At 62.5% G+C, this 14611-nt stretch carries 8 protein-coding genes; 2 read left to right on the forward strand and 6 right to left on the reverse strand.

All coding sequences use genetic code 11. The annotated features are described in order from the left end of the window. Positions 1–207 precede the first annotated feature (207 nt). A complete protein-coding gene (locus tag I41_RS09805; RefSeq protein ID WP_145432374.1) occupies positions 208–1662 on the reverse strand; it encodes an AI-2E family transporter in 1455 nt (484 codons plus the stop codon). Between the two features lie 372 nt (positions 1663–2034). On the opposite strand from I41_RS09805, the gene I41_RS09810 reads away from it, so the two are divergent. Both I41_RS09810 and I41_RS09815 read left to right on the forward strand, forming a co-directional pair. Then, on the forward strand, positions 2035–3066 hold the full coding sequence (locus tag I41_RS09810; protein ID WP_145432375.1) for a glycosyltransferase family 2 protein: 1032 nt from the start codon (positions 2035–2037) through the stop codon (positions 3064–3066). Then, entirely contained in the window at positions 3063–4589 is a 1527-nt protein-coding gene (locus tag I41_RS09815) for a hypothetical protein (protein ID WP_145432376.1), read from the forward strand. Before I41_RS09810 ends, I41_RS09815 begins: the two co-directional genes overlap by 4 nt. A 118-nt stretch (positions 4590–4707) precedes the next feature. Here the strand turns inward: I41_RS09815 and I41_RS09820 are convergent, their stop codons facing one another. From I41_RS09820 to I41_RS09840, 5 genes are all read right to left on the reverse strand, one after another. Next, positions 4708–5415: an RluA family pseudouridine synthase gene (locus I41_RS09820; RefSeq protein WP_145432377.1), complete on the reverse strand. Its 708-nt coding sequence runs from the start codon at positions 5413–5415 to the stop codon at positions 4708–4710. 134 nt (positions 5416–5549) lie between these two features. Beyond that, complete coding sequence (locus I41_RS09825; RefSeq protein ID WP_145432378.1) at positions 5550–6359, reverse strand: SDR family NAD(P)-dependent oxidoreductase; 810 nt, start codon at positions 6357–6359, stop codon at positions 5550–5552. A 12-nt stretch (positions 6360–6371) separates the two neighbouring features. Continuing rightward, positions 6372–7706: a GTPase HflX gene (gene hflX / locus I41_RS09830; protein WP_145432379.1), complete on the reverse strand. Its 1335-nt coding sequence runs from the start codon at positions 7704–7706 to the stop codon at positions 6372–6374. Between the two features lie 207 nt (positions 7707–7913). Next, positions 7914–12896, reverse strand: a complete 4983-nt coding sequence (locus I41_RS09835) for a choice-of-anchor Q domain-containing protein (RefSeq protein WP_145432380.1) — start codon at positions 12894–12896, stop codon at positions 7914–7916. Positions 12897–13348: 452 nt separating this feature from the next. Next, the gene (locus tag I41_RS09840) at positions 13349–14560 is read right to left on the reverse strand and encodes a hypothetical protein (protein WP_145432381.1); all 1212 of its coding nucleotides are present in this window, start codon (positions 14558–14560) and stop codon (positions 13349–13351) included. Positions 14561–14611: the final 51 nt, after the last annotated feature.

The following is a 14611-nucleotide window of genomic DNA, read 5'->3' on the forward strand; positions in this document are numbered from 1 at the left end:
ATTTACAACCTATGCGGCTCGCGAACCCCTTGCAAGGGGATTTGCCGTGACTTTGCCGTTTTCCGTTGGCTGCATCGATGCGGGCAACGTCGCGCTGTGACACACACAATATCGTCCTCTCCGGTAGCGCTGGACGAGGGGCAAACTCAGGTGGGCGTCGATGTCGCCCGGAGAACGTCCGTAGAGGACATAAAAACTCTCGACCGCTTACTTTTTTCGTCTCCGGCGCTTCGCGGCGTTGCGCACGCGCGCGAGCGGCCCAAGTGGCTTGGCTGTGGCGGCGGCGATTGCCGCCGCATCGTCGCTAAGCGGCGAGGTCGGATCGCCGGGGCCGAGGGGAAACATCACCTTCTGCCGGTCGCCGACGACGTCGCCGCTGCTGAGGAGTCGCAGCTCCTTATTGACCATCACCAGCAGGGCGTGAATGAACGCCACAAGCATCGGGCCGACGAGAATGCCGACGGGGCCGAGGGCCTTCACGCCCCCCAGCACGCTCATCAGGGCGAGCAGCGGGTGGAGGTTCGATTGGCCGTGGAGCACGAGCGGCTTGATGACGTTGTCGATCGTCGAGACGACGCCGCCGCAGTAGAGGGCGAGCAGGATCGCCGCCCATGGATCGCCAGTGACGACTGACTCAACGCCATTGGAGTCGGTGACGATTCGTTCTCCTTGGTAGAGAAAGATCCAGATACTGGTCGGGATCCAAATGCCGGCGGCGCCGATAAAGGGGATGACTGACGCAATCATCGTCACCATCATCAAGAGAAAGATGGGTGCGCCAGGCGACATTGCAAAGTAAAACCCGATGCCCGCCAATAACCCTTGAACGACTGCCGCTGCCAGTACCGCGACGACCACCGCACGGCTCACATTGGCGAATTTGTCGAGCAACTCGCGCTCGTATTCGTTGTCGAGCGGCGAAAGCCGCATCATCGTATGGATCATCGTCGGACCGTCGACGAGAAAATAATAGATCGCCAGCACCATAATGATGAGCCCGAGCAGCGTCCGCAGCACGCCTTCAAGCGTGTCGAATAGGTTGGCGCCGATAAAGCCAATCGCGATGTCGACCAAATCTTTCGCGGTGAACGACCTTTTAGCAGCAGACGTGCGATTAACCGCGTCGCTGGTCGCACTCCCCGTTGTCGCGAGTTCCTCGGTAGTTTCCTCGTCGTCACCCTCTTCCAGAGGAGTTTCGCCAGCCGAGGAATCTTCCGTTGCCGCTGCGGCTTGGGGAACCTCAGGCTCCGCATCGGCGGCGGCTGAGGTTTCTGTTTCCGTCGTTTGCGACGCTGGCACCAACTGCTCGTAGAACTCGACGAACGGTTGCGCCGCCGTTTCAATTTTGGTAATCAGGTGCTTCTGATTGGCAGGGACCTTGAGGTAGTTGAATAACTGGACTCCTTCGAGATAGGCGTTCCACCCGAGCCAAGCGGTCGGCAGCAGGACCACAAGCATGATGAGGAACGTCGTCACCAATGCCGACAGCCGCAAGCGGCCCGGTAAGCGATCGCGGACCCAGACGTGCAACGGCTTGAAGACGACGACCAGGACCGCCGCCAAGAATAATGGCAGGACGAACTGGGCCATCACCTTGAAAAACATCGCGGCGATGAACGCCAAGATGGCCACCAGAACGATGAACGAAACGACGCGCGGCACGGCCGGCTCCTTGGTGGGCTGTCAGCGATCGGCTGACTGCCAATGCGATCTTCTCTTGCCGACGGCCAATAGCTGATCACCTCTGGCCGAATGACCTATTCTATGGGTTTCTTCGTTGGGCCCTAGAGCAGCTTGGCGGCAAGGAGTTGCGGATATACCGATTGCAAGGGCCTCGGACTGGAGATCGAGGGACCAGAGGGTCGAGCCGGGGCGGCGCGGGTAACGGGGGACGGGGATTCTGGTATGTTGAAGTAAGCCGTAGCGATTAGTAGCCCCGGGCTTCGCCCGGGGGTGAATTACCGTTGGACGCGACGTCTAACGTCGTGCCACCCCCCGGCGGAGCCGGGGGCTGAAAGCGACTGAGATCTAGGCATGATCAGCATTGTTATCCCAGTGCTCGACGAAGAAGGAACGCTTGAGCAGCTCCATCATGAGCTGAGCGAGCTGGCCGTGGCGCGCGGGTACGATTTTCAAATCATCTTCATCGACGATGGGTCGCGCGACGCTTCGTGGTCGATCATTGAACGTTTGGCGGCGACCGATCCGCGCGTTCTGGGGATTCGGTTTCGGCGAAACTTCGGCAAGGCGGCGGCGCTGAGCGCTGGATTCGACGCGGCTGTTGGCGAAGTTATTGTCACGATGGACGCCGACCTGCAGGACAGTCCCGCGGAGATCCCCAAACTGCTCGCCGTGCTCGACGCCGGCGCCGACGTCGTGAGCGGATGGAAGCGCGAGCGGCACGACCCGTGGCACAAACGTTACCCGTCGAAAGTGTTCAACGCCCTGGTCGGCAAGCTGACCGGCGTCCACTTGCACGATCACAATTGCGGCTTGAAGGCCTATCGCCGCGACGTCATTCACGAGATTAGGCTGTACGGCGAACTTCATCGCTTCGTGCCCGTGTTGGCCGCGGCCCGCGGCTTCAACATCGGCGAAACGGCGGTCGAGCATCGGCCACGCCTATCGGGCGTGTCGAAGTATGGTTGGACGCGAATCCCGAAGGGGCTGCTCGATCTGCTGACCGTCCAGTTCATCACCCGGTACGGACAGCGCCCGCAACATTGGCTGGGGTCGGCGGGACTGATTTCACTCCTGTTGGGCGCCCTGGGGATGGCGTACCTCGCATTCGTCTGGTGCTGGTCCCGGATGCCATGGCAAGGCGTCGAAGAGGCGGTCCATTTGCACGAGACAGCCGCGATCTTCTACTCGATGGCCATGCTGCTGCTGGGATCGAACTTGCTGGCGATGGGATTCGTCGCGGAGATGCTGGCGGCCTCGATGTCGAGACAGCGAGATGAGTTTTCGATTGCCGAATATACCTCCCCCCGCGAGAAACAAATCGCGACTGCAGGGGGGGCCATCCCGTCGAGCAACCCAGCCGCCTCGGAGCACGAGACGCGATGAGCGAGGTCGTGGCCGATCCGACGCGCCGGCTACGGCTGGGCGTCTACGCCCTGCTGATTGCCCTGGCGGCAGGCAATATGTCGGGACGGCTGCTGGCAGTGAATGCCGTCAATCGGCAGGAACTGGAAACCAGTCGAATCAGTCAGCGAGTCGCTGCCGCGGAAAAAGAGTTCCGCGCTGAAGGAATCAGCGAGGACAAACTTCAGGCGAAGCTGCTCGCCGCGAAGCAACTGATCGAGCGCGAAGAGCGACGGCAGCGTCCCTTTCTTAGCGGCAACGACCGCAGTCGGTGGCTGGCGATCCGCGCGCTCGTCGAATCGGGTTCGTTCGAAATCGACGCGTTCATGGATTCGAACGTCTGGAATACGATCGACATGGTGAAGCATCGCGGTCGCGACGGCCAGATGCATTTATACTCCAGCAAGCCCCCGCTGTTGATCGTGCTGCTCGCCGGCGAGTACTGGGCGATCAACAAAACGACGGGCTGGACGCTGGCGGACAATCCGTACGAAGTCGGCCGGCTAATGCTCTTCACCGTGCAAGTGCTGCCGACGCTGTTGATGCTCGCCATCATCGCGAGCCTGGCGGAGCGGTTTGGGCGGACCGATTGGGGGCGCATCTTCGTAGTGGCGGCGGCGGCGTTCGGGACGATGCTGACGGCGTTCGTGGTGGTGTTGAACAATCACACCATCGCGGCGGCGAGCACGGCTGTCGCGACGTATGCACTGGTGCAAATCTGGTTCGACGACTCGCGGCGGTGGCGGTGGTTTGCCCTGGCGGGGTTGGCCGGGGCCTTTACCGCGGCGAACGAGTTGCCGGCGCTGGCGTTCTTCGCGCTGTTAGCCGCCGCGCTGCTGTGGAAGAACTGGCGACAGACGCTGGCCGGCTTTGCGCCGTGCGCCTTGATCGTTCTTGCGGCAGCATTCGGGACGAACTATTGGGCTCACGGCAGCTGGCAGCCCCCCTACGCGCACCGAAGCGCCACGGATCCGGAGGACAACTGGTATCACTACAGCTATACGCTGGGCGGCAAGGAACGACAAAGCTACTGGCTCGATCCGCAGGGAATCGACAAAGGCGAGCCGAGTAGGCTTGATTACGCGTTTCATTGCTTCGTTGGGCACCACGGCATTTTTTCGCTCACGCCAATGTGGCTGATGAGCGTTTGGGGGGCGTGGCGATGGCTGCGCGGCGGGACGACCAGCGAGCGGCAACTGGCGGCGGGAATTGCGCTGCTGACCGTGACGGTGCTGACGTTTTACATCGGGCTGCGACCGCAGATTGATCGCAATTACGGCGGGATGACCAGCGGACTGCGGTGGCTGTTCTGGCTTGCGCCGCTATGGCTGGTCGTCATGCTGCCGGCCGCGGATCGGGCCGCGCGGAGTCGCCAAGGGATGGCCGTCGCGCTCGTGATGTTGTCATTTTCCGTGCTGTCGGCGAGTTACCCGACGTGGAATCCATGGACGCAGCCTTGGATTTACAACTGGCTGCAGAGTTGCGGGTGGCGCGGGTTTGGTTGAGCCGCCACCCGCGAGTCATTCTGAGCGCAGCGAAGAATCTGGAAGCTCGTTTGGCGTGTTAGATCCTTCGCTGCGCTCAGGATGACAGTCGATTTCAGATGACAGTCGATTGCGGCCGCTAGCCGACGAGTTCTCTTGGCAGATGAAGCGCCTCCCACGTTGACGGCAGCGGGGCCGCCACTTCCACCGACTCATTGGTCATGGGATGACGGAATCCAAGTTGCCGTGCATGCAGCGCGATCGGACGGTCGCGCTCGTCGAGCGCCGGATCGCCGAACGGCAGCACGCTGCCGTATTGCGAGTCGCCGACGACGGCGTGGCCGCGAGAGGCCCCTTGAATTCGGATCTGGTGCGTGCGCCCCGTTTCGAGTTCGATTTCGAGCCAGGCGCCGATGGGCCCTTGCCAGAGGACGCGATAGTGCAGTACGGCGTGCTTGGCTGCGGGATGGTCCTCGGCGACCACTTCAGCCTGCGCCATGCCGTGCCGCTTATGGAGGAAATCTCGCCACGTTCCCTCCTCCGGCGTGACGATGCCTTCGACGAAGGCCCAATACGATTTGCTGATCGTGCGATCTTCAAACTGCTTCGAAAGGCGCTGGGCGGCGCGGACATGCCGCGCGAAGACGATGGCGCCGCTGACGGGGCGGTCGAGCCGATGGGGAAGTCCAAGGTAAACGTTGGCGTCGGCGGGCTTGCCCTCACGCGCGCGGAAGAACTGCTTCACCTGGATTTCGAGGCTATCGATTCCCGCGGGGGCTTGCGTGAGGAGCCCCGAGGGCTTGTTGACCACAAGGCAGGGACCGTCGTCGTAAAGGATGTCGAGCATGGCACGCTGAGCAACGTCGAATGGGCGAAAAGCAGCGGGGCGGCCGTCTCACAGTCGACGAATCAATGCATTCCGGCGCAAGTAGGCGGACTTAAGGACGGGGCAGGGGAGCGGGGGACCAGACTAACGGAGCATTATCCTTTGTCGCCTGCCGCCGCCAGCTTGGCCAGAGCGCGGTCGACAAGTCCAGGGAAAAGGCGGTTAGCCACGACCAGCGCGCGGCCCCGCCAGTTGGGGAAGATCTCGTGCCGGCTGCGTTCGAGGGCCCGCACCGTTTGTTCGGCGACGGCGGCCGCGGGGATCGCCGTCGATTCGCCCCAAGGCAATTCGGCCGTCTTGGCGACGAGGTGGTCGAAGAACTCGGTTTCGGTCGTGCCGGGGCTCACCAGGAGGACGTCGATGCCGTCGGCCGCAAGCTCGGCGCGCAACGACTCGGTCCAGCCTCGCAGCGCGAATTTGCTGGCTGCATACTCGCTGTTCAGCGGTAGTCCGCGGTGCCCGATGATCGAACCGATGTTCACGATGGCTGGTCTTCCCGCGCGTTTCAAGAGCGGAATCGCTAGCCGCGTGAGCTCAGCGGCAGCGAAGAAATTCAGCTCCATCACTTGTCGCAGCGTTGTTTCATCGCTGATCGCGAATCGTCCGTGGGCGCTGACTCCAGCGTTATTGACGAGGACGTCGAGACCTTGCCAGTGTTCGGCAGCCCGGCGAATCAATGCATGGCGGTATCCGGGATCGGTGAGATCGCCGGGACACAAGATCGCCTCGGCGCCTGAGGACTGGCGCCGACACTGATCGGCGACCACGTTAAGCTCAGACTCCCGCCGCGCGGCCAACAGGAGCCGCGCACCGCGACGCGCGAAGGCGAGCGCCAACTCCCGGCCGATGCCGCTCGATGCGCCGGTGATCAAGACGCGGCTCTGGGCGAGCGATCGACGAGCCATCGAAAGGATCCGCTAGGCGACTTCGCCAACGGCTCCGTCAGCTCCGTGCCGCGTGATGGTTGACGCCACGTACGGATGAATCTCAATTTCGGGATCGTCGCGCAAGGCGCCCAGATGTTGCCGCGACAGACGGCAATGAACAGTCGCCAAATCGCCGTCGAACGTCCGGCTAATGACCTCGCCGTATTTGGCGAGATACGCCAGTAGGCGGCCATTGCTGACGCCGAACCGAAATTCCAGGTCAAGAAAGTCTTGGCTGAGGGCGTCGCTCACGGCGGCGGCCAAGCGCGGCAGGCCGTCGCCCGTGCGGGCGCTGATCGTCACTGCCGACGGGTAAAGTCGGCGGATGGCCTCCAGGCTTGCTGGGTCGGCGATCTGGTCGACCTTGTTCAGGACCAGCAGGGCGTCTTTTTCCTCAATGCCGATTTCGCGCAGCACGTCGTAGACGGCCTTGATCTGGTCGAGCGCCACGGGGCTGCTGGCGTCGGCAACGTGGATCAGCAGGTCGGCCTGGCGGGCTTCTTCGAGCGTCGCCTTGAAGCTGGCCACTAGGTTATGAGGCAGGTTGCGAATGAAGCCGACCGTGTCGCTCAGCAGCACCGGTCCCCAGCCGGGGAGCTGCCACCGGCGGGTGCGCGTATCGAGCGTGGCGAAGAGCTTATCCTCGGCCAGGACGTGGGCGTCGGTGAGCGCGTTCATGAGCGTGCTCTTGCCGGCGTTCGTATAGCCGACGAGCGAGACGGTCATCCGATCGCGACGCCCGGCGACTTCGCGCTCCTTGCGTTTGTGAACTTTCTCCAGGTCGCGACGAAGGTCGGTGATCCGCTTCTCAGCGAGCCGACGGTCGGTTTCCAGCTGCTTTTCGCCAGGGCCGCGCATGCCGACGCCCATTTTCAGCCGCGACAAGTGCTTCCACATCCCCTTGAGTCGCGGGAGCGAGTACTCGAGTTGCGCGAGTTCCACCGCGAGGCGGGCTTCGTGCGTCTGAGCGCGCGTGGAGAAAATGTCGAGAATCACCTCGGTGCGGTCGAGAACCTTGACCTTCAGCGTCTCTTCGAGATTGCGGATCTGTGCTGGAGAAAGGTCATTGTCAAAGATGACGACGTCGGCCTCGGTGGCGTCGACGACAAATTTCAGTTCATCGACCTTGCCGTGGCCGACGTAGGTGGCCGCGTCGGGCGCCTGACGCTTCTGGGTGAGACGGCCAACGACCGTGGCACCGGCTGTTTCCACGAGCCCGGTCAACTCGTCGAGGGGCTCGCCATGGTACGTATCGTCGGGAAGCTGCACGCCAACCAAAACGGCGGACTCGCTGTCGACGCTCTGCTTGCGGTCGGAATTTGACACTTCTAGGGGAAAACTCCTTCGAGTTGGCGGGGCTGCGGCAACGACGATCAGGAGGCAGCCGCTACGCTCGATTATACCCTCGATGACGGAGGCGACCTAGGCTGGGTTCGCGCAGCAGCCTACTTCCTCGCTATCGCGGAAAAATGGCGGGTCGTCGAGAACTTGAGCGATGCAGACAGTTCGACGGTGGCCGGTTACAGGGGCCGGTTAGAGGAGCTCCTCGCCCCAGGCGGCGAAGACGGCGTCTTCGGCGTTGCCATCGGACTCGCCCTCGCCGGCGAACAGCGACTCCAATTCAGCCGCTTTCTCCACGTCGAGGAAGATCGAGGCGACGCGCTTCGCCGGGCCCGTCGCGCCGTTCCAGAGGAGGCTTTCGTCCAATACCGTCGCCGCCACCGGAGCGGACGCCGCAAGCCGGCCAAGCGACGCGAGCGAATCGAACCGTCCAGCCGCTGACGCGGAGCCGCGTGACGCATCGTCTCCCGAAAGCGTCGACGCCGTCGGGGCAGAAGAGCCTGCATCCGGCGCGTCGGGTGCAGATGAGGCAACTTCTTCGTCCGCCAGTAGCGCGGCCGAAGTGCTCACGCTCGCCGCGGACGAAGCGGCAGCGCTGGCCGCCACAGATCCAAAACCAGCCTTCCAAGCGGTCAGGTCGACGCCGTTGACGTTGCCGTCGCCGTTGGCGTCGCCATCGGCCTTGATGGCTCCGGTTTTGCCGAAGTTGCGCTGCCACGCTAAGAAATCTTGGCCCTCTACGGCGCCATTGCCGTTGAAGTCCGCGGGCAGCGCCGGCGCGAGATCCGACTCGTAGGCGCCAGCGTCGATGCGGCCGCTCTTGACGCGAGCAAACCCTTCGCCGCGCTCGTCGGTCGTCAGGGCTGGCGTGAAGGCGTTCGGATTGAAAGACGGACTTCCCGCGTTGATTGCCGGGCTTCCCGGGAGCAAGGCGTGAGTTTGCAACTCGAACTGCACATTCGGCGCCTGCCCATTGGATTCGAGCGGTCCCAGCAAGGGGTTTGTGATTCCCGCTTGATCCCCCAACTGATTGAAAGAAGCAAGCGAATTGCCAGTCCCGATCACGTTGTAGCCGAGCGAAACGAACGAGTTAGCAAAATTGGCGTCGACCGAATCGACGTCGCTGCCCGTTCCTGCCGCCGAACCGACGTTGCCGGCGATGATGGACGATAGCACCTTGGTCTGCGTCGCGGCGTTGCCTTGGCTGGCGACGCCCGACCCGACGTTGAGGATGCTGGAAGTGTTGTTGGCGATCGTGCTGTGTTTGATCTCGGTCAAGCCGTCGGCGTTGAAGACGCCGCCGCCGCGCAGGGGCGCGATATTCGTTGAAATCGTCGAGTTAAGAATCAACGTCGACTGAGTTCCGGCAAGATTGGTGTCGCTGTAGACGCCGCCCCCCTTCGACTGGGCGTGGGTCGCGCGGTTTTCGGCGATCGTGCTGTTGCGCACGACCAGGACGCCGCCGAGATTCACGACGCCGCCGCCGTGGCTGCCGCTGCCAGTCGTGCGGTTGCCGGAAACGCTCGTGTAGTTGAGCGTCACGCTTCCGCCGTTGGTGGCCAAGCCGCCGCCCAGCGAACCCTGACCGCTCGAGACATTTTCTCGGAAGAACGACCGGTTGACGACGAGCATACCGCCCGTGGTGTAGGCGCCAACGCCGGAGGACCCGTTGCCGAACGTCAAGTTCAAGCTGACGACCGTGTCATTCAGCGTGATGGCGCTGTTGACGCTGGCGAAGCCCGCCCCTTCAGAATTCGACCCGATGGTCGAGTTGCCGCTGATCACGACGTCGTTCAGCGTTACGACGCTAGCCTCGCTGAAGAAACCGCCGCCGTCGGCCACGCCGCCGGAGGTGATGTTGCCGCTCATGCTGCTGCCATTGGCGACGAACGTCGAGTTCTTCACGTAGATGGCGCCGCCGTCGCTGCCGCTTTGCTCCGTCGAATTGCCCGACATTGTAGTGTCGTTCAATTCCAGCGCGCCGTCGAGGACGTAAATCGCCCCGCCGTCAGCGCCTGCGTCGGCCGTATAGTTGCCCGTGAACAGACCGTTATTGACGGTGAGCTTCCCAGTCTCTTGAAAGATGGCGCCGCCGTGCAGACCCGTGTACAGGCTGGCCGGGTCCGCGTAGGTGCCGTTGTTGATCAGCATCACGTCGTTGAGCGTGAGATTTTCCTTGCTGTAGAAAACCGAGCCGCCCTGCGAGGCCAGCCCGTTGCGGAACTCCAGCCCATTGATGGTGACGTTGATTTTCGTCGCTGCATTGCCGTCGTCGACGACGAACATGCGAGATCCGACAAGCGACGACGGATCGTCGAGCCCCCCGCCGTCGATCGCCAGCATGCCGACGCCAGGGCCGTTGATTGTTACCTCCCCGGTGATGCGCATGGCGCTCGGCGTGCCCGGCAGCAAGGTCCCGCTGCCAAGCTGGAAGACCGGATCCTGCAAGTCGAGTGCGGCTAGCAGCGCCGGATCAAATTGGATGACGTCAGGCAGCGGGTTGTCATTCGCTAGTTGAATGGCCTCGCGAAGGCTGAAATTGTTGGAGCTGAAGATCCCGTCGTTTTCGTCGATGTCGTTGTCGACCGTCAGCGTCAGGCCTTGCAACTCGTAGGCGCCGATGTCGGCGCGAGCGGTCCCGTCCTGGTTGCCGTCAAAGACGCGAGCGTATCCGGTACCGCGCTGATCGACGGCGGGAACTGCTGGATCCGAGCCTGGAACGGCCAGCGGCCCGGTATCGATCAGCGGACTTCCCAGCAGCGGACGATGCGTTTCCACGAGGCCGCCAGTGTTGAACAAGGGCGCGAGCATCGGGGTATTAGCGTTGCGGCTGTCGCCCGGCTGCACGAAGACCGTGTTGCCGTTCCCTTTCCCAACGTAATTGTTGCCGAGCGACTCGTAGCCCGTGACCACCGCACTGTTCGAGAAACTGACGTCAGCGTTCTTGTTGTTGGAAACGACCGACGCCCAGACGGTCGTCAGGGCGGCGGCGCCCGTATTGTGTAGACCGCTGCCCAAGGCCGAACCGGCGTCATTCAGGGTGAGCGTGCTGAAGAAGACGTCGACGCTGCTGTTGTTGTTGAGGATGCCCGCCCCGCGGTCGCCGGCGACGTTCGCCGAAAACGTCGAATTGAGGACATTGAGGTTCGACTGGCTCGCCCCGACGATCGTATCAACGAAAATGGCGCCGCCGTCGTCGGCCGCACGATTGTTGTTGAAGGTCGAGCCGTCAATCGTCGTGTCGCCGCGCGCGACGAACAGCGCGCCGCCATCGTCGGTGGCGTTGTTCTCCTTCATGGTGACGTGCGACAGCGTCAGGTCTTCGCGCGTGAAGATGCCGCCGCCGCGACCGACGACGTCGGCGCCCATCAGCGTCAAGTTGCTGATGAAGACGGTGCTTTGGGTCAGCGGATCCGAGTCGTCTATGAAGAAAACGCGCGAGCCGTCGCCGTTGTTCGACGTCGGCGTCGGGTCGTTGCCGCTGGCGTCGATTTCCAGGATGAAGCCTTCCGGGCCTTCGATGACGAGGTCCTCGGTAATCGCGAGCCCCCCCTGCTTCAGCACGATGGTCGGCGCCTTCGACGGATTCAAATCCTCGGTCGACAGGACGTTGGCTGAGATGAGGGTGTCGGAAAAACGAATCGTATCGAGGCCAGGATTCTTCAGCGCAAATTGCAGCGCTTCACGAATCGAGAAATTGCCGCTGTTCTCGTAGGTTAGCGGCGTGGGAACGTAAAACGGCAGCCCGAGGAACGTCTGGATCGTGTAGATGTCGGAGTATGTGCCATTGTCAGTGTCGAGCAAGGTGTCGACCAGGAAGACGCCCGACTGCATCTCGACGGAGCCGATGTCGATGATCGACTTGCCGTCGCCGTTAAAGTCGTAAATACGGGTAAAGTGCCGCCCGCGCTGGTCGAAGTCCAAGCCGTCGAATTTAGGATCGCCGGCGTCGATTGCCGGGCTCGTCTCGTCAAGGATGTAGACGTCGACTGTACCGCCGTAGTCGCCAAATTCCCCCAGCTTGGGATTGACGTTCACCTTGTCGGACGGCGTCAGTCCAAATGCCTTGTCCTCGCCGGCTGTGGTGGTGTTTCCCGTGCCCACGATGTTGTAGCCGAAGCTCGTCACGGAAGGCAGCAGCGGCAAAGGCGGGTCATCGTCGGTTTCTCCGACGCGATCGAAGTCGCTTGCATCGTTGCCGTAAATGATCGAATGGGTCACTTCCGTGAAGACGTTTGGCGGCGGTGGTTCGCCTCCTTCCTCCTCTGGAGCTGGGTTCCCCCAACTCGCGACGCCGTCCCCCATGTCCAAGTCCGAGTCATTCTCGCTGATGGTGCTATTCTCGATCCTGAGCGTCCCGCTCCGATTAAAGGCGCCTCCGCCGAATCCCCCGGTCGCATTCTCGCGTACCGTCGAGTTGCGGATGAGCGTGCGAGGCAGCGGCGCGTCTTCGCTCGGATCTTCAGGGCCGTTGAGAATTCCGCCCCCGCCCCCTTTGCCGGCATCGTCTCCGCCGGAGGAATTGGACTGCACCACGCTCCGGTCTAAAGTGAGACGCCCCACTTCCGTGTAAACGCCGCCGCCGCCGCCCGACGCCGAATTCCCTTCGATGACGACCTCGCGCATCGTAAGATTTTCGCGGTTGTAAACGCCGCCGCCCTTGGCGTCGTCGCCGGTGACATTGCCGCCGGAAATGGTGAGCCCCGAAATCTCGGCGCGGAAAATCTCATCGTCAGCGCCAATGTTCAGATCGAACACGCGCTCATTAGCTTTCCCCTGCTGCACCGTGATGCGCCGGGCGCCCGGACCGTAGATGCTGAGGGGCTGCGTGATTATCAGGGCGCCGCCATTTTGGCCGCCGTCCAACGCGATCGTAGCGGCGCCGCCTTGGGCAGTTAAAGCCGTCTCCGAGAAGACGATCGTATCCGAGTCGTCTTCGGCATTGGCGGCGTTGACCGCCCAGCGCAGCGTGCCGAAGATGACGTTCTCGTCGGCGTCGAGATCGCCGAAATTGTTGACCACGTACGTCGCCAGGACGCGACGGTCTTCCAGGGACTCGAAGGCGAGGCGCGCGCGTGCGTGTCCGGCCGACGCGTTCTCCGTCTTCTTGCCGCCGCGCCGCTTGCCGCCCTGTTTCCGCCGAATGCCGCGGCTCAGCCACTTCCCTTCACCCATCACTCGTCTCCGGATGTATTCTCAGCGTCCCGACGTTGCGGCGCAGCCGCGCACGCAAACCCCGATTGTAGTTGCGGGCCGGAGAATACGCAAAAACTGCGCAGGCGGAAAATTCGCGGAATTGGGCGAATTTTACCAAATCAGAGCGGCGCCCGTCGGCGTCGTAGCCCGTGGGGAAGGGGGAGTTCTTGGTTGGGCTGCGATCCGAACCGCGACTCGCGGCTCCAGCCGATGAGGCCGCGTGACATTACCGTCGCGTGACGGCCTTTGCCGCCTAAGTCCCGCAGCACCTAGTCCCCGGCTCAAAGAGCGGAGCTTTCTGTTCGTGTGGTCTGCCCTCTTGACCACGAGAGTAATTGCGGCTCAGAAACGCCAAAAGCCAGTTCGCTTCACCTGGCGGGGAAGCGAACTGGCTGGCGTTTTTAGCGTGGCGAATGCCGACGACCGGCTCGTTACCAGATGTACTCGATACCCCCGTGGAAGCCGTTGTAGAGGGCATCGGCTTGCGTATAGAGGGTTGTCGAGGTCACGTCGGACGGGTCAATGTTGTTGCCGACCGTCACGAGGCTGTTGATGTATAGCACGCGGTAGCCGCCGCGGATCGAGATGCTGGGCAGAATGTCAGCCACCAGATCGATTTTCGCTTCGCCGACGAAGGCGACTTGGTTGCCGTCGGCGCCGAAGTCGACGTTCGTGATATCGGGGTCAGGAATTGACGTGCTATGCCCGTATTTGAACCGGTTGTTGTAGATGCCGGCTTTGGTCTCGCCGCCCAGTCGTAGGCCTTGGCGGAGCGCGATCCAGCCGTCGCCGCCCAGCTGGGCGCCGACCAAATCGTTGGTCGACTGCCAGTTGATATTGCTGTCGCCGTCGAGGGCAATGGCGTTGAAATTCATATCCTCGGTCATGCGGACGTACCGGAACCCAGCGAGGTAGGTGCCCGAGATCCGCGGGTTGTACCCCACCCAGTAGCGGCGGTAGCTTAGCTCCGTGCTCTGGAGATCTGATTGGTAATCGACATTGTAGACCGATCCCTCGTCGAGGCCCTCGATCGGGTCGATGCCGTAATCGGAAAAGACGGAGTTCAGCTGGAAGTCGGCGCCATTGGGGGCGACGTCGACCGAGTTGACGGTCGAGTTGAATCCGAGGTCGTAGATGCCCATGTAGGTCGCTTCGATGACCGACAGCGGGCCCAGGTCGAGCCGGGCGGCGATTTCCCAGCCCGCTTCGTAATCGTCGTTCAAATCGCCCGGATCGAGGATCGTCGGGCCGGCGACGCCAATCGAGCCGAGCGGCGGGACGTCGTCAAACGACCGGTCGCTCTGCAGAAAGACGGCATTGGCGGCGACGTCGAAGTAATGCGGGCCGCACTGGTCGGGCGTGCTATAACCGCCGAAGTCGGCGTAGCCCGGGTCGCCGTAGCTGCAGCCGGCGTCAGGAGCGCACATTTCGCCGTAGCCGGCGCTCGGCTCGCAGTAGCTAGCAGGCATGACGATGTTGTCGCCATGCGCGTCCATGTAAGCGCCGCCTTGGTAGGCTGCTTGTCCCCCCGCCAAGGGCGAAGCTGGCAGATTCGGCGTCTGAGCCGACGCCGTGCGGCTGGTTCCACAGGCGAGCGCCGCAGCGACCACGGCCGCCGTCGAGCGATTGAAAAGCGATTTCATCCGTGCATTCCCCCTAGTGCGACGAGAGCTCGACCATCCGTCCCCCCCGGG

The organism is Lacipirellula limnantheis, assembly GCF_007746075.1.
In the GTDB taxonomy this organism is placed as follows: Bacteria; Planctomycetota; Planctomycetia; order Pirellulales; family Lacipirellulaceae; genus Lacipirellula; species Lacipirellula limnantheis.